The organism is Neobacillus camarae (genome assembly GCF_054950115.1).
Map to the genome: position 1 here is coordinate 245,638 of NZ_JBUCKX010000001.1, position 17,123 is coordinate 262,760.

The following is a 17,123-nucleotide window of genomic DNA, read 5'->3' on the forward strand; positions in this document are numbered from 1 at the left end:
ATCATCCTTTCAAAACTGTTAGTTTATTTTAGTAGTGTGTAAGATGGCAGTTCGTTTACTTGCGGCTGATGCCCGCGTAAGAAGGCGGTCAGCCCGGTTCTGGCAATTTCTTTAATGCCGTAAGGGCGGAGCAGTTCGATTAGTGCATCGATCTTATCAGGCCGGCCGGTAATTTGAACTGCCAGGCTGTCTTTACTTACATCTATAATCAAGGCCCGGAATGGGTCAATGATTCCGTTAATTTCACTGCGCAGCTGTGCGCTTGAGGATACCTTAATTAAGGCCAGTTCCCGAACGACAATCGCCTTGTCGGTAATATCAGAAACTTTCAAAACATCAATTTGCTTGTTTAATTGCTTGGTCACTTGCTCCAAGCGCTGTTCATCTTCCACTTCGACAACAAGGGTCATCTTGGAGACACCTTCTGTTTCAGTGGGACCTACCGAGATGCTGGCAATGTTAAATTGCCGTCTTTGGAGCAACCCAGTCACGCGGTTGAGAACCCCGCTGCGGTCGCGGACTGTCAGCGTAATGATTCTTTTCATAGTGGTTTCACTCCAATCAATTCGTGAAGACCTTTGCCAGGGGCCATCATTGGAAACACCTTTTCCTGTTGGATAACACGGCAATCAACCAATACTGGTCCATCGTAGGCAATAAGTTCAGGCAGGGAAGCAATTAGGTCTTCTTGTGTGTCAATCCTCTGGCCGCGGATGCCATAACTTTCGGCGAGCTTAACAAAATTCGGCTGACTTCCAAGAATGGATTCGGAAATCCGGTTTCCGTGCATTAGTTCCTGCCATTGACGAACCATTCCCAGTGCGCCATTATTGACGATGAAAATTTTCACCGGAAGGTTTTGTTCATAAATGACCGATAATTCCTGCAGGGTCATTTGGAAACCGCCATCACCGACAATGGCAACAACCGTGCTTTCAGGAGCAGCCATTTGTGCTCCAATGGCTGCCGGAAAACCAAAGCCCATGGTTCCCAAGCCTCCGGAAGTGATCCAGCGATGCGGCTTGTTGAAGGTGTAGAATTGTGCCGCCCACATTTGATGCTGCCCAACGTCTGTTGCCACAATGGCTTCACCTTTGGTCGCCTTATGAATGGCTTCAATCAGCCATTGCGGGCTCATCCCGGCAGGATCCAGCTTATACCAAAGCGGGTACTCCTGTTTGTAATTTGTTAATTTTTCTATCCATGGTCCATGTTCAGGAGATTCATCTGTTTGCAATAACAGCTCTTTCAATGCTTCCTTTGCATCGCCCACAATCGGGATCTGTGTTGGCACGTTTTTGCCAATTTCCGCAGGGTCGACATCAATGTGGGCAACTTTCGCATTTGGTGCAAAGTGTTTAAGATTGCCTGTTAAGCGATCATCAAAGCGGGCACCAAAGTTAATGAGCAAATCGCACTCATATAGCGCCATATTCGCCGCATAAGTTCCATGCATACCGCCCATCCCTAAGGAGAGAGGACTGTCAGCCGGAAATGTCCCAATCCCAAGCAGGGTATTGACCACTGGCAGCTGATGCTTTTCGGCAAAAGCCGTTAATTCAGCGGAGGCATGGGCATGCAGGACACCTGCTCCTGAGAGAATAACAGGCTTTTTAGCTTTTGCTAGTGAATCGGCCAATTTTCTGATTTGTAAAGGGTTAGGCTTAATGGTTGGCTGATACCCTGGCAAATCAATACATGCATCCTCAGGTACATCACTTTCTAAAATCATTGCTGAGATATCCTTTGGCACATCAACTAGAACAGGGCCTGGTCTGCCGGTAGAAGCTATATGGAAGGCTTCTTTCACAATTCTTGGCAGGTCTGCTATATCTTGAACCTGATAATTGTGTTTTGTAATTGGCGTCGTAATGGCCATTACATCCGCTTCTTGGAAGGCATCTGTTCCAATGACGGAACGGGCTACCTGGCCAGTGAAAATAACCAGAGGCAGGGAATCCATCATTGCGTCTGTAATTCCCGTTACCAAGTTGGTTGCTCCCGGACCAGAAGTGGCAATAACGACTCCCGGTCTTCCGGTAATTCGGGCGTATCCTTCTGCAGCATGTATCATTCCTTGCTCATGGCGGAAGAGAATATGTTTGATTCTCCCTCGCGCACGATAAATGCCATCATATATTGGTAGGACGGCACCTCCAGGATACCCAAAAATGGTATCAACACCTTCTTTTATCAAAAGATCGATGAGAAGGTCTGCGCCGATTCTTGGTGCAGTACTGGGTTGGGATTCCAGCTTCGCTTCTACTTTCACGTCGTATTCCCTCCTTATGAGTATTTGAATATTATGAAAAATAGAGTTTCTTTAGGCTGATGATTTGGGGGCAGCTATATAGACACACATAAAAGACCTATCCTCTCCAAATAAACTGCCAAAACTAGACAAAAGCAGAATAATCGGGGAGAAAAGGTCTTTTCTCGGTACCACCCGGATTTACAGTATCCTCACGAATACTGCCTCATGAAGCGACAAAAAACGAAAATTGCGCTTCTTTTTGTAACAGGTGTTGAAACAAAATAACACCCGGTTAAGCCTACTAAGTGCATCACTGTTCAGAATAACACTCAGGGATGATGTCGGAATAGATTGTATTACTGGGCTCACAGCAACCCCAGCTCTCTGAAAAAATACAATTCCCTATTCCTTTATTCCCGTCATCGATTTACCTATGAAATTATCAATTTTTTGGAAGGCCCTAAGATCTCGGCTTTACAAGGGAGCCTAAACCCTGATTAGACCCCAGGATTCCTTCCTGACAAATAAATTTAGAAGTAATCTACTTTGAGAAATGTCCAGCTCCACAAGGAAAGCTTCGGCAGCATAGACATCGCACGAAGAAAAAGCGATAGCTTTTTCGAGGAGCGCCCTAGCGCCTAGTGTCCTTCGCTCTCCGCCCTACGATAAGTCAACATCGATTCGCCTCCGGCTCATCGTGTTTCCTTTATCTCAGTTGGAGAGACTCCAGGCCATACGGCGCTGACCAGGGCGCTTACGCTTTTCTTATTATATTTTCATTACGCCGCCGGTATTGGCAGAAGTAACAAGCTTTGCATATTTTGCAAGATAACCAGACTTGATCTTTGGTTCGGGCTGGACCCAAGCCTTCCGTCTTTCAGCTAAATCTGAATCGTCAACAAGAAGCTCGATGGTGCGCGCCTCTAGGTCGATTAGAATTTTATCGCCATTCTCTACAAGAGCAATTGGTCCGCCTTCGGCTGCTTCAGGAGAGATATGGCCAATGGAAATTCCTCGGCTGGCCCCAGAAAAACGGCCGTCTGTAATAAGAGCCACTTCTTTTCCAAGACCGCGTCCAACAATGGCTGAAGTAGGGGCTAGCATTTCTGGCATGCCCGGTCCGCCTTTAGGGCCCTCATAGCGGATTACCACAACGTGACCCGGTTTTACTGTACCATTGTTGATACTATCCAGCGCCTCGTCCTGTGACTCAAATATGATGGCTTCACCCAAAAACGTTTTTATGGATGGGTCCACGGCACCGACTTTGATAACCGCGCCATCTGGGGCAATATTGCCATACAGGATAGAAAGGCCGCCGACACGGCTGTATGGATCATCTTTGGTCCGAATGACGTTGGTATTGGTAATCTCTGTATCCTTGACATTCTCTTCAAGTGTTTTTCCCGTAATGGTCAAGCAGTCCTTATGAAGGGCGCCTTCCACTTTATAAAGTTCATTGATGATGGCACTAACACCGCCAGCGTTATGAACATCTTGCATCGAATAATCGGATGCAGGCATGATTTTTGCCAGGTAAGGGACTCTCTCAGCGATATTATTGATCTCGCGCAGGTCGTACTCAATACCGGCTTCATGAGCGATAGCTAGTGTATGGAGGACGGTATTGGTGGATCCGCCCATGGCCATATCAAGAGCGAAAGCATTATCGATGGCTTCGCGGGTAACAATGTCGCGAGGACGGATATCCTTCTTAACCAGCTCGATTAAGTGTTTCGCAGCCTGACGAATCAACTCATGTCTTTCTTCAGATGTGGCAACGATTGTACCGTTGCCTGGAACAGCCATGCCCAAAACTTCCATGAGACAGTTCATCGAGTTTGCTGTAAACATTCCTGAACAGGATCCACATGTCGGGCAGGCATTATTTTCAATCTCTAATAACTCTTGTTGGGTCATGGCCCCGCTATGGTAAGCACCGACACCTTCAAAAACGGAAGTAAGTGACAAAGCTTTGCCAGTTGCGGTTCTTCCGGCTTCCATCGGTCCGCCTGAAACGAAAACAGAAGGGACATTGGTTCTGACGGCAGCCATCAGCATCCCTGGGGTGATTTTGTCACAGTTTGGAATGTAAAACACTCCGTCGAACCAGTGGGCATTAATAACGGTTTCCGCACTGTCGGCAATGATCTCTCTGCTTGGCAGCGAGTAGCGCATGCCGATATGTCCCATGGCGATACCATCATCTACACCAATCGTGTTAAATTCAAACGGGACACCGCCTGCTTCACGGATGGCTTCTTTGACGATTTCACCGAATGTATTTAGGTGTTTATGGCCGGGAATGATGTCAATATAGGAATTACAAACACCGATAAACGGTTTATCCAAATCACTTGTTTTGACACCGGCTGCATATAATAAACTTCGGTGGGGAGCACGATCAATCCCCTTTTTAATCATATCGCTTCGCATTTCTCTATCTCCTAACTAACGATGACATGGTTTGCTGTCTCGGGATAACAAGCCACTCCATCGGTGGTAACCAATTTTCGGAATTCCTCCAGAAGGGCATTCGTTACTTTACCGGGTTTCCCATCATTAATGGTCCGGCCATCCACAGTGATAACGGCAATGACCTCGACAGCTGTTCCGGTTAAAAATACTTCATCTGCCACATACACATCGTGCCGCCCGAACGGAGTTTCTTTTACTTCGTATCCGCTTGCCTTGGCCACATCGAGGATGGCATTGCGGGTGATGCCTTCTAACGCTCCTAAATAAACCGGAGGAGTATAAATAACATTGTTTTTCACAATGAAGATATTGTCAGCCGATCCTTCTGTTACATAGCCTTCGTCGTTCATCATCAGGGCTTCCTGCACTCCGGCTTGATTGGCTTCGAGTTTTACTAGAATATTATTTAAATAATTTAGTGATTTAATCTGCGGACTCAGTACATCCGGCCGATTTCTTCGGGTCGCAACAGAAGCGATTTTAATTCCATTTTCGTAATACTCTTTTGGAAACATGGTTAACTCTTCTGCAATAATAATCACGTTTGGATGGGAGCAGGAAGAAGGGTCTAAACCTAGATTTCCTTTACCGCGGGATACCACGACGCGAATATAGGCGCTTTGCAGGTCATTCTTTCTAACCGTATCAATGATTAGCTGCGTCATTTCTTCCTTCGTGTACGGAATTCTAAGCATAATGGACTGTGCTGATTCGAATAGCCTTTTGAGGTGGGCATCGAGCCTGAAAATATTGCCGGAATAAACCCGAATACCTTCAAATACGCCATCACCATACAAAAAACCATGGTCAAAAACCGAAATGACAGCCTCCTCTTTCTTGACGAACTCTCCGCCAATGAATATCCATTGACTTCCCAACATAACCACTCCTTTTAATGAAAAAACGCTTTACATCATTAAACCTATATGAAAAATAGCAGCCATGCCCTTAAGGCAAATGGAGTATCTTCAACTAGGGCATTAAGACTCTATAGGTGCTTATTGACGATAATCATACAACCAATTCAAGACATGGTCAATATAAAAATCTGACAATTCAAACAAATAGGATTGACTGGTAGCGTTTACAATATTGATGGATTAAGGATAAATCTGAAATAAAAAAATTATGAAAATTTTTTGAAGAGGAGAAAAACGGAGTAAACACTTGGGAATATTGAATAAAAGTGGGTAAAAAAGGAAGAGTGAAATTGCGATTTTGGCGAACAATTTGCAGTTTAATTGTTCGTTATATGAGTAAGTGAATTTCTGTTCATTACCTTCATTTTGAAATATATTCATAAACTTCTTTCAAATTATGAAATCCTTTCTCAGTTGCAAGCTGTAAATAGTGACTCCAAACTTTTGCGGTCATAATGGCATCTCCTAGTGCATGATGTCTGTTTTTGATTTCAATTCCACTAATATGGCAAACCTCTTCTAAAGATAATGAGCGGGCAGAAGGGGTGGAAACCCTTGTTAAAAAGGATGTATCAATAATCCGATGTTCGAATCTAATTTTCAACAAATCCCAAGTTAGCTTTTGCATAAACGATTTCTCATGAAAGGAATGGTGGGCAACGAGAATATCACTATTGATAAACTTTAAAAACTTTATCAATGCCTCTGAAGCACTCGGAGCAGAGTGCAAATCTTCATTGCTGATATTCGTCAATGTAGAAATACCTTCTGGAAGGGGAAGGTCTGTTTTGACTAAGGAGTAAAAGGTCTCATCCTCCTCAATCTGGCCGCCAGTCATTTTAATCGCACCGATTGATATCACCTGATCGCCCTTTTCTGGATGAAAACCGGTTGTTTCAAGGTCAAATACCACTATTTTCAATTCATTTAGCGGAGACGATAAATCATCTTTCTGGCGCAATTCTCTTTGAAGTTCACGAATAAAAGCCATTTGCTGCATGCTTGACGGCCCCTGCATGCCAGCATAGACAGTGGGGGAAAGTTTGCCGGGTATTTGTCTGAAAAATTGAATCATATCATTTAGACCCATAGGAATCTTCCTTTTCCAGCAGTTTTTTAACCGCAGCAAATAGTGCGGCTCCCTGTTTAATCATGTCTTTTACGTCTTTTGTCTGTTCTTTCGTCAGCCTTTTTAAGGACAAATAATGACCTGAATCATAATCTGTATGGTCGCACAATAAGAGCCGATAGTTTAATAGCTTTAAAAACTGCTGTGTATATAATGGTTTTTCAATCGCAGATGACATCGTTTCGGAAATGGAATCGAGCCGTGAAAGTGTAGAAGTTTCAAGCATGTTTTCTTTAATCGCCATTAGCCTTAATGCATTTACATACGGAAAAAGTCCAATTTCCTTAATATTCAGTGCGCCTGCATGCTGTCCATGGGTTTCTGGCAGCAGCATGCCTAAAACGTTGATGCCCTTCTTATAATACATCGTGTTATTGAGGAATTTGCTCATTAGATCGCTGTTATTGACCTTATGGAAAATAAGGTTTTTTAGCAAGTGAACATCTTTCTCTGCCCCGTAGAGGGACCGTGCATCAAGAAAGATGAGCAAGTATCGGATGGTTTCCCAAGAAGATTCCTCCATCCAGCGGTTTAACTGGACTTCCCACTCGGAGATGGACTTGCACCAAAGCGGATTACTCGACATTACACCCCCGTCACAAAAGGGATAACCGACTTGGTATAGACCTTTAGAAATTTCTTTTCCCAGCATTAAAAAGTAGGACTTCACCTCCAAAGAATGATGATGGTAAATTAATCCATGGTCCTGGTCGCTCCATATGGATTGCTCCAATCTTCCGGCGCTGCCCGTTACAAAAAAAGAAAAAGTGCAGGGGGGAGGACCATTTTCTTTGGTGGCATATTCAATAGCCAGATGAATGACCTGTTTATAGATATCATCGTGAAAATCGTTTAACTGAAAGTGGTCCTTGGATGCTTCGGCCATGCGTTCTAACCGTTGTTTTTTTATTTGTGAGTAGCTGCTAAAAGTCATTCCAATCCCTTCTTTCGTAGAAAAGCGCTCCTGCAGATTTCAGTATTCTAAACATCTGCAGGAGCTGTCATGATTATTGATATGAAATTAAGCTTTCAGTTTTTGTTCTACTTTTACAAGTTCAGGATAGCCGTAGCTGCCATGCTCACTCATGTCAAGGCCGATAATTTCCTCTTCTTCGGTAACGCGCAGACCGTTCATGACTGCCTTCATAATGGACAGAATGATAAAGGAAACGATAAAGGCGAATGCACCGCATACCAGAACACCCAGCGCTTGAACTCCAAGCTGATGAAGGCCGCCGCCGTAAAATATTCCAGGCTGTCCGACTGTAGCTAATTCTTTTGTGGCAAAGAAGCCAGTCGATAATGTTCCCCAAACGCCTGCTGCTCCGTGTACGGATAGAGCCGCAATTGGATCATCAATCTTCACTTTTTCAAAGAAACGAATGCTATAGAATACTAAAATTCCGGCAATGAAGCCAATAACGATGGCTGCCCAAGTTTCTACGAATGCACAGGAAGCCGTAATGGCTACTAATCCAGCCAGGGCGCCATTTAACATCATAGGAACATCTGCTTTTCCTAAAACAATCCAAGAAACAATCATCGCTGCCACTGTTCCAGCAGCTGCTGCTAAGTTAGTATTTACGGCAACGAAACCGAAAAATCCTGCATCCGCTGATAAGGTACTGCCTGCATTGAAACCAAACCAGCCAACCCACAATAGTAATACGCTTAATGCTGTAAATACTTGATTATGACCTGCTAAATTATTGGCGGAACCATCTTTGTTGTATTTACCGATACGCGGCTTTAAAATAATCGTTGCAGCCAATGATGCCATGGCGCCGGTTAAGTGGACAACTGTGGAACCAGCGAAGTCCTGCTTGCCGTGTTCGGCTAACCAGCCGCCGCCCCAAATCCAATGAGCGATTGGAGGATAAACGATAACGGAAAATAATACAGAGAATACTAGATAGGCACTTAGTTTGGCTCTTTCGGCAAATCCTCCAAAGGCTATTGTTAAAGAAATTCCCGCAAAGGCTAATTGGAATAAAAAGAAAACGGCCCCCGACAGCGACATGCCGTCAATGTCATACCCGGAATAAAAGAAATCAGAGAATCCAAGCAGCGAGTTACCTTTACCAAAAATCAATCCAAAGCCAACAGCCCAAAAGAGTACAGAACCTATTGAGAAGGTAAGGATCGTTTTACCGGCAATATGGCCGGCATTTTTCATTCTGGTCGATCCTGTCTCTAACAGAATAAAACCTCCGATCATCAATATGACAAGTACTGCTCCTAACATAACCCAGATACTGTTTAATAAAAATGCGGTATCCATTCTTACTCCCCCTCTTTTTTATTGTGTCAATATTTATGACATCTGATTTAGTTGTATTGTGACATGATGGGGAGATAACTTCTATATTTTTGGGAGGAAATCTAACATGGTTTTTAAGGAGGTGTTAAAAATAAGCTGATAAACTTGGTTTGTAGAAGCGGGAAGGGCGCTTGCCAAATGAAAAAAGCCCCTGCAACTTTATGCGGAAGGGCCTTTTCGTAAACCGAATTGAGCATTTAATTGTCCTTGGATCATCTTGCGCCTAATTTCATCTTGAGTTTGTTTCTTCTGAGCACGAATCATTTCTTTCCTAATTTCATGCGTTTGCACGCCGTCTTCAATTTTGTTAGCGATCTCCACCAGTAATTCGACGTCGGAAAACGAATATTTTCGGCTTCCGCCTGGTGTTCGCTCAGGGAAAATCAGTTTTCTCTCCTCATAATAACGAATTTGTCTCTCGGAAAGTCCTGTCAGATCCCTGACGATGCCAATGGTTATCACCTTTTTATCTTTGTAAGAGGAGTCCATTATTGTTTCTCACCACACCCTGATTAACATTTTTTTCTATTATATGTTATATTTTCTCACATGAATAGGAACTTTGGTAATAAAAAGTTTTAAGTTTTAAGAAGAAATTTCTTTGGAGCTTTTATTAGGGGGAATAGAGTTTTTATATAAATATTCTAACTCGCTGATTGTCAATGAGGTTAACTCCAATTTGGAAAACTGTTCCAACCGCGACAAACGTTTTATATAAAACTCTTTTAATTGGTCAAGGCCCCTTCGCAAATGAGTAGACACTCTTTATCCCCTCCTTGTAAAAACTCATCAATAATTTTGAAGCCTCCGCAAAAGCTCATTTGCCTTTGAACCCAACAGAAGCATGAGTTCTTCATATAATTCATCTCGTAATTTATCTAATTCAATGATGGTTTCGGCTAATTTGATATCACTTTTCCGATACATTACGATCTTCCTCTCTAAGTTTATACTTGTAAATTAGCTGAAATTTCAGGTTTTGTCAGTGGTTCTGTTAGAAAGTCTGACAGAGATTTTATGCAGTGCTGCTTTTTTGAAAGGAAATCTGACTAAGAAAAGCGGAAGCGCCCTCGGAACAAGCACAAAACGCTTGTTCCTGCGAAGCCTATTCTAAGAAGCTTTTCTTAGTGGTCAGCGCCGTATGGCCTCCTCTAAAAAGCTGCCGCTTTTTGTTCGTGCGATGCCTATACTGCCGAAGCCTTCCTTGTGGAGCTCTCCAACTGAGATAAGGTGGAACTTCAATCAGCGAGCGTTTTTTTCGCTGATGGTTAGTTGAACCAATCGGGTGCTTACGGGCAGTTGAGAATCTACTGCCCGTTGAACGGGATAAAGGAAACACGAAGAGCCAAGCAACTACCTGAATAGGCTTCATCGGCTTTGCGACAAAGCTGAACAGCCGCTTCCTTGAATAATCTTTGGCGCAGGAGCAAAGAGGCGCAATCGTGCTTGACTTATCGTAGGGCGGAGAGCGAAGTACACTAAGCGCTAGGGCGCTCCTCGAAAAAGCTATCGCTTTTTCTTCGTGCGATGCTTATACTGTCGAAGCTTTCCTTGTGGAGCTAGATAATTCTCAAAGTCAAAAGTTATTCTCTTTTTTCTATAAAAACACAAAGAGGATGACTCAATTTAGGGGAAGTTCCCTGTTGAGCCATCCTCATCATACTTATTTGGATTCTTAATATTCTCCATCAAATGGTGTAAATGGGAAGTTGAAACGTCTTTCTACTGCCCGAAGACGCTGGTTGACGCGCTGGAGCCGGCGCTGTAGTTGCTGAATCTCTCTTTCCTGCCGTTCATTGGCTCTCTCCAACTGAGCCACTCTTCTTTCCAACTGTTGAGGTTGTCTGCCGGGGTCATTTTGTTCGGGTTGAGTGTATGGAGTATACGATTCAACGGGAACGTATGTGTGATAGTCAATTTGCATATTCTGCGGTGGATAATAGCCATACGGGTACACTGGGCATCTCTCCTTATAGGTAATTGGTACCCTATACATTATGCAGGAGAAGTTTCTGGGAAACGGCTGATGCCTAGGTGTTCAAGCCAAATGTGCCATTAAAAAAATTTGCTTTTTCATGATTAAACCAGCTGGCTGTTTTCATTAACTCTATAAATATAGTAAATAATAAAATGGTTGAATAAATATTATAAATACTTTATAATCATGTATATTTTAAAAATTAATAATATTTGCAAAAAAGTATTTTTATAAAAAAATATTAGGGGGCGAAGTAAATGAAAAAGTGGAAGTTAATGGCCATGATATCTGTTGTGTTTTTGTTATTCCTCTCCGCATGTGGAACCAGCAAAACGGGAGGAGAAGGGGAAAAGAAGACCTTAAGAATCGTCACTGATGCTGCATATGCACCGTTTGAGTATCAGGACAAAGGGGAAGTCGTGGGTTTTGATATTGATTTTGTAAAGGCGGTTGCAAAGCAGGCAGGCTATGAAGCGAAGGTTGAACATGTTGGCTGGGACCCTGTATTCGTAGAAATTGAAGGAAAAACAGCAGATGCCGCTGTTTCTGCCATTACCATTACTGACAAACGGAAAAAATCCTATGATTTTTCGGTTCCATACTTTTTATCCACTAATAAAATCATGGTTCCAAAAGACAGCTCGATCAAAAGTGCTGAGGATTTAAAGGATAAAGTGGTGGCAGTTCAGAACGGGACTACCGGTATGACGGCCGTAGAGAAGCTTTTAGGTGCGGAAAACAAGAACATTAAGAAATTTAAAGATAACAACCTTGCAATCATGGAGCTTAAAGGCGGCGGTGCCGATGCGGTTGTTGCTGACAATACCGTCATTGAAGAATATGTTAAAAATAATCCAAAAGACAATTTTATTATTATTGAAGACGAGGTTTTTGAAAAAGAATTCTATGGCGTCATGTTCCCAAAGGACAGCAAACTGAAGGCAGAGTTTGATAAAGCGATAAAGGAAATGTTGGAAAACGGGGAATACGCCAAATTATACAAAAAGTGGTTCAAAGTTGATCCGGATTTGACAGAAATTAAAGCCCAGCAATAAATGGGAGCAAGAAAATTGCGTAACTCTTTTTGAATAAGAAGTTACGCAATTTTTATATGGAAGATAACTGGAATGCACCAAGTAGCCGCAAATTTTAATTGGGGGATTATTTAATGGAAATACGTTGGGATATACTCGCTGAATACGCTCCTTTCTTTGCAAAAGGCACCTTACTCACCATTGGGCTTTCTATTGTTAGTATTATAATAGGCTGTATTCTTGGTTTGTTTATTGGGCTGGGGAAAATGTCCAAAAATAAGTGGGTTGCCTTGCCGTTCCATATTTATATAGCTTTCTTTCGAGGCACACCTTTATTGGTGCAAATCTTACTAGTTCACTTTGGTCTGGTAAGGCTCATTCTGGGGGAAACAAATGGTATCGTTGCAGCCATTACCGCCCTGTCATTAAATTCGGCAGCGTATGTATCGGAAATTTTTCGGGCAGGAATTCAATCGATTGATAAAGGCCAGATGGAAGCTGCCCGATCATTGGGGATGAATCACCGGCAGGCGATGCGGTTTGTCATTCTCCCTCAGGCGTTTAAGCGGATGATTCCGCCATTAGGCAACGAGTTTATTGTTTTAATTAAGGACTCTTCATTAGCGGCTATTATCGCGGTAAAAGAGCTTTTATACTGGGGACAAGCCATGCAGGGCCAATATTACCGGGTATGGGAGCCTTACCTTACAGCAGCACTCATTTATCTTGTTCTAACTTTTTCGTTAAGCTTATTGTTATCCCGACTGGAAAGAAGGCTGGCGACAGAATGATTGAAGTAAATAGTTTAAAAAAGACCTTTGGGAAAAATGAAGTTCTGAAAAATATTAATGTCACCATAAAACCACAAGAAGTGGTCGTTGTCATTGGTCCGTCCGGATCCGGCAAGTCAACCTTGCTTCGGTGTATCAATTTACTGGAGTCCATCACTGGGGGCCAAGTGTTAATTGGTGGAGTGGACATTACCGACAAAAAGACGGATATTAATAAGATCCGTACCGAGGTGGGAATGGTGTTTCAACAATTTAACTTGTTCCCGCATAAAACGGTGCTGCAGAATATTATGCTTGCCCCGATGAAGGTCAGGAATGTGACGGAAGAAAAAGCAAGAGCCAAAGGCTTGGAGCTGCTGGCCAAAGTTGGGTTAGCCGATAAAGCGGATGCCTATCCCGATTCTTTATCCGGCGGACAAAAACAGCGGGTGGCGATTGCAAGGGCTCTTGCGATGGAGCCGAAAATCATGTTGTTTGACGAACCGACATCTGCACTAGACCCGGAAATGGTCGGTGAAGTGCTCGAGGTCATGAAACAATTGGCCAAAGAAGGGATGACCATGGTGGTTGTCACCCATGAAATGGGGTTTGCCAGAGAGGTGGGGGACAGGGTATTGTTTATGGATGGCGGTGTCATCGTGGAAGAAAATGTCCCTAAAGAGTTATTTGAACACCCAAATGAGGAACGGACACAAGCATTCTTAAGCAAAGTTTTATAGTTTTAGAGTATGGGGGGCATACCAGCCCTCTTTTTTAATGGAATAAGAGAGTATATTGCTACTTCGAGAATTGTCCATCTATATAAGGAAAGCTTGCTTGCACTTTTCTTGTTGTCTTTAAATTGAAACACTTCTGTCATGCTTTTAAAAAATACCTTTGGTAAAATCGGAAAATAAGGACTTATTTTCTAAAGCTTCGTCGAATAGTATAAGGAATAATTGTGACTCTTTTCCATAAGTATACAAAAGAATGTTGCAATTGGAGGGAAAGAAATGACGTTAGAGCAACAATTAATTGATAAAACCTATTATAAAATGTTCATTAATGAACTTGAAGATATCCATCCCATTGAAGTGCTCGGCGAGGCCTTCCAAGAGGAAGCGAAAAAAGACCTTCCCGAATTAACGAATATTCGATACGCACAGGGGGAGGTCTATTTTCATGCCAAAGATTATGAAGCGGCCATCTTTAAATGGGAAAACATCATCAATGAACTAGAGCCGTGGGCCAAGAAAAATACAGCGGATGCTTATTACAAACTAGGGATTCTATCGACGGCGGAAGACCTGTATACGGCCATTGTGACAGAAAATCCTACTTTAAAATCGGAACTGTCGTTGAAGCTATTTTCGTTATATATTGACCGGGAAAAACTGCAAGCGGCAACGGCTGAAATCAAAAAAGCGATTGTCTCCAATCCCGATTATCCGAATCTTACTTCCATCGCCCGAAACTTCTTCGAAGAGCAGGGAGATTGGGGAAATGCGGTTGAACTAGCCGTCAATGAAGCAAAACGGACCCAGTCATTTAACTGGTTCGACATTCTCCGTTCTTATGTGGACCAAGGGATTACTAAAAGCTTTGCCCCAAATTATTTTTCTGAGGTTTTAGTCAGTCTGTATGGGGTTGACAGGAAAAAGTTTGAACAGTTGGTTTCGTCGTTTTGGAATAGTTATAAGTTTGAAGAAACTTATTTTTCATGGTTAAAAGAAATCAATTATTTATTCTTGAACCTAGACATTAGCCGTGATGATCAATGGACATTGCTGTCCAGGCTATTTAAAGAAACGTATTTCCATTTTATCGGCGGTGATTATTTTATCAAGCAGCTGGTAGAAATCGTTCCTGAACTGCTTACCAACTGGCTGCGGCTCGCGGATGGCGCCCATGTGGTATTGAGCGCTGCTGCGTTGTTGTCTTGGAATGAACTGTTTCCTGCCAGCCTAAGTTTGTTGATCGTGGAAGAGGCCGAAAAAGTCGTCAGTACCACTGCTGTGGAAATGGATGAGTTGGAAGAGTGCCTGAACTTGTTTGCCTCCATCATTAGGTGGGCCCAAGCTCACGAGATGGGCGATAATGGCCGGATGCAATGGGTTGCCCGCCAACTGGTCGACTTTGATACACAGCACATCCTTGTGGCTGGACTCAGCGGCAGCGGAAAATCCGCATTTATTAACACGGTCTTAGGGGAGCCCTTACAGGATGGCCCTACTTCCACAGTGGTCATGTTTAAGAGCGCTGAGGAATTGGAAATCACAGAAATTACGGATTGGGAGATCAATAGTCTTGAAGGATTTACTGCCTTCCAAGAGCGTATGGATCGGCTCCGTCATGCTCTCCAATCAGTTATTGAATACAAGCTGCCGAATCAGTTTATAGGGGAAAATCAGCTGACTTTCATTGATACTCCAGGATTGAAGGGAACCCCTCACGCTGACCTTCAGGATGTATTGGCCTATCTTCATGTTGCAGATACCGTCTTGTTTGTATTAGACGCAAATGTGCCGTTAACGGATAAAGAAAAAGGAATCATGTCTCAAATCCAAGGGTTGGCACCCGATATACCTATCCATTTTCTGTTAACGAAGATGGATACCATCCCGAATGAACAGGATGCCATTCGCATTTTGGAAGAAACAAAAGCAGGAATTACGTCGTTGCTGCCGGATGCAAAGGTATTTGCTTTTTCTGCCCAATATGACCGGAACCAGCAGCTGGGATATTTACAAGAATTCCTTCAATCCGTTAAAAATACGAGAAATTTAGAAGATAAGCGATTGGCGAAGCTGCTCTATTATATCCGTACCACCATCGCTTCCCTTCTGCAAAAACGAATTGATGTGGAAAATGAATTGGCGGATGCCGTCCATTGGAATCAGGAGATGCATGCTAAGCTGACGGGTGCCGTCAACCAACTCAGTGATTCTGTGCTGCATAAAGCAAAAGCGATCACGAAGTCTTACCACTCCATGAAGCAGACCATCGAAGAAGAAATAATGGCCGGGGTTCCGTTAAGGCTGCGGGAATGTTCTGACCTTATTAAGGAAGACAGCAACTTCAGCAAGGTTCATTTAGACTTAAATGATGAAATGAATAAGCGGCTGGAGGATTTCTTGGAGACCCAGGTAATCCCTAAATATTACCGTATGCTCCAGGATTGGCTGTTTAACTGCAAGGAAGAGTTGGACCAGAGCCAAGAGTATTTAAATGAACTGGCACAAGGATTTAACAGCATTTACGGGGAAGAGCGTCTCCGACTCGAATGCGATTTTCGGGTGCTGGATGACTGGGGACGCGATGTCAACAGATTGACGAGCGGATTTAGTCTGGAAAAGGAAAATATACTGCTGCGCCGGACCCCTTCGCAATTTTTACTGAAGAGTGCCGGTAGGTTATTGGGCTCTTTATCCAATAATAAAACCATGCTATATAACAAATACAAGGCATTTGTGGAAAATGAAGATTATACAGAAACGGCCCAGTCGGTGTGCCGCCAGTTCTTCCAGCCGTTCCAGCTGTTTGAAAGATCATTGGAGCGGGATGTCAGTTTATTTTTAAAAAATCCGTTAACCATCCTTACAGAGACAGCGGAAGAAACCAGAATCGAAATCGATGACCGCCAAGCAAAACTTGACCGGTTAAATAAGAATCCGGAAATATTCCGTGACCCATTGACCTTATTTGAACTTCGGCTGCGCCAGTTTGAATGGATGACCATAGCCGGAAGAGGCATGCAAACAGTATACTAATCTCTTATTTTGGGAAGATGTCAATCGGCATCTTCCTTTTTTCGTCAGTATAAAGTTATGCCTTTGAGAACTGTCTAGCTCCACAAGGAAAGCTTCGACAGCATAAGCATCGCACGAAGAAAAAGCGATAGCTTTTTCGAGGAGCGCCCTAGCGACGAGACGCCTTCAGTCTCCGCCCTACGATAAGTCAAGCACGATTGCGCCTCCTGCTCCTGCGCCAAAGATTATTCAAGGAAGCGGCTGTTCAGCTCGTCGCAAAGCCGATGAAGCCTATTCAGGTAGTTGCTTGGCTCATCGTGTTTCCTTTATCCCGTTCAACGGGCAGTAGATTCTCAACTGCCCGTAAGAACCCGATTGGTTCAACTAACAATCAGCGAGAAAAACGCTCGCTGATTGAAGTTTCACCTTATCTCCAGGCCTGTCGTGCGCTGACCACTAAGGAAAGCTTCTTAGAATAGGCTTCGCTGGAA

At 43.3% G+C, this 17,123-nt stretch carries 14 protein-coding genes; 4 read left to right on the plus strand and 10 right to left on the minus strand.

Going from position 1 to position 17,123, the window contains the following annotated elements; translation table 11 throughout:
* Positions 1 to 23: 23 nt before the first annotated feature.
* The 10 genes from ilvN to ACY8D0_RS01215 all read right to left on the minus strand — a co-directional run bounded on the left by ilvN (position 24) and on the right by ACY8D0_RS01215 (position 11,058).
* A complete protein-coding gene (gene ilvN, locus ACY8D0_RS01170; RefSeq protein ID WP_462408688.1) occupies positions 24 to 545 on the minus strand; it encodes an acetolactate synthase small subunit in 522 nt (173 codons plus the stop codon).
* Entirely contained in the window at positions 542 to 2,272 is a 1,731-nt protein-coding gene (ilvB, locus tag ACY8D0_RS01175; RefSeq protein ID WP_462408689.1) for a biosynthetic-type acetolactate synthase large subunit, read from the minus strand. Before ilvB ends, ilvN begins: the two co-directional genes overlap by 4 nt.
* A gap of 750 nt (positions 2,273 to 3,022) precedes the next feature.
* Entirely contained in the window at positions 3,023 to 4,690 is a 1,668-nt protein-coding gene (gene ilvD, locus ACY8D0_RS01180; protein ID WP_462408690.1) for a dihydroxy-acid dehydratase, read from the minus strand.
* Positions 4,691 to 4,701: 11 nt separating this feature from the next.
* Positions 4,702 to 5,610, minus strand: coding sequence for a branched-chain-amino-acid transaminase (ilvE, locus tag ACY8D0_RS01185; protein WP_462409913.1), 909 nt, complete (start codon positions 5,608 to 5,610; stop codon positions 4,702 to 4,704).
* Between the two features lie 403 nt (positions 5,611 to 6,013).
* Complete coding sequence (locus ACY8D0_RS01190; protein WP_462408691.1) at positions 6,014 to 6,742, minus strand: exonuclease domain-containing protein; 729 nt, start codon at positions 6,740 to 6,742, stop codon at positions 6,014 to 6,016.
* Positions 6,729 to 7,715: a DUF294 nucleotidyltransferase-like domain-containing protein gene (locus tag ACY8D0_RS01195; RefSeq protein WP_462408692.1), complete on the minus strand. Its 987-nt coding sequence runs from the start codon at positions 7,713 to 7,715 to the stop codon at positions 6,729 to 6,731. The genes ACY8D0_RS01190 and ACY8D0_RS01195 overlap by 14 nt, the downstream gene beginning before the upstream one ends.
* A gap of 87 nt (positions 7,716 to 7,802) precedes the next feature.
* Positions 7,803 to 9,062: an ammonium transporter gene (locus ACY8D0_RS01200; RefSeq protein WP_462408693.1), complete on the minus strand. Its 1,260-nt coding sequence runs from the start codon at positions 9,060 to 9,062 to the stop codon at positions 7,803 to 7,805.
* 198 nt (positions 9,063 to 9,260) lie between these two features.
* Complete coding sequence (locus ACY8D0_RS01205; RefSeq protein WP_406603192.1) at positions 9,261 to 9,590, minus strand: MerR family transcriptional regulator; 330 nt, start codon at positions 9,588 to 9,590, stop codon at positions 9,261 to 9,263.
* Positions 9,591 to 9,890: 300 nt separating this feature from the next.
* On the minus strand, positions 9,891 to 10,028 hold the full coding sequence (locus ACY8D0_RS01210; RefSeq protein WP_462408694.1) for a hypothetical protein: 138 nt from the start codon (positions 10,026 to 10,028) through the stop codon (positions 9,891 to 9,893).
* A gap of 748 nt (positions 10,029 to 10,776) precedes the next feature.
* The gene (locus ACY8D0_RS01215; protein WP_462408695.1) at positions 10,777 to 11,058 is read right to left on the minus strand and encodes a hypothetical protein; all 282 of its coding nucleotides are present in this window, start codon (positions 11,056 to 11,058) and stop codon (positions 10,777 to 10,779) included.
* 278 nt (positions 11,059 to 11,336) lie between these two features.
* Here ACY8D0_RS01215 and ACY8D0_RS01220 point away from each other — a divergent pair, with 278 nt between their 5' ends.
* The 4 genes from ACY8D0_RS01220 (at position 11,337) to ACY8D0_RS01235 (ending at position 16,653) form a co-directional block, all read left to right on the plus strand.
* Positions 11,337 to 12,134 (plus strand): basic amino acid ABC transporter substrate-binding protein, encoded by a 798-nt coding sequence (locus ACY8D0_RS01220; protein WP_462408696.1) that lies wholly within the window; start codon positions 11,337 to 11,339, stop codon positions 12,132 to 12,134.
* 113 nt (positions 12,135 to 12,247) lie between these two features.
* On the plus strand, positions 12,248 to 12,904 hold the full coding sequence (locus ACY8D0_RS01225; protein ID WP_462408697.1) for an amino acid ABC transporter permease: 657 nt from the start codon (positions 12,248 to 12,250) through the stop codon (positions 12,902 to 12,904).
* The gene (locus ACY8D0_RS01230) at positions 12,901 to 13,623 is read left to right on the plus strand and encodes an amino acid ABC transporter ATP-binding protein (RefSeq protein ID WP_462408698.1); all 723 of its coding nucleotides are present in this window, start codon (positions 12,901 to 12,903) and stop codon (positions 13,621 to 13,623) included. The genes ACY8D0_RS01225 and ACY8D0_RS01230 overlap by 4 nt, the downstream gene beginning before the upstream one ends.
* A gap of 273 nt (positions 13,624 to 13,896) precedes the next feature.
* On the plus strand, positions 13,897 to 16,653 hold the full coding sequence (locus ACY8D0_RS01235; RefSeq protein ID WP_462408699.1) for a dynamin family protein: 2,757 nt from the start codon (positions 13,897 to 13,899) through the stop codon (positions 16,651 to 16,653).
* The last annotated feature ends 470 nt before the right edge of the window (positions 16,654 to 17,123 follow it).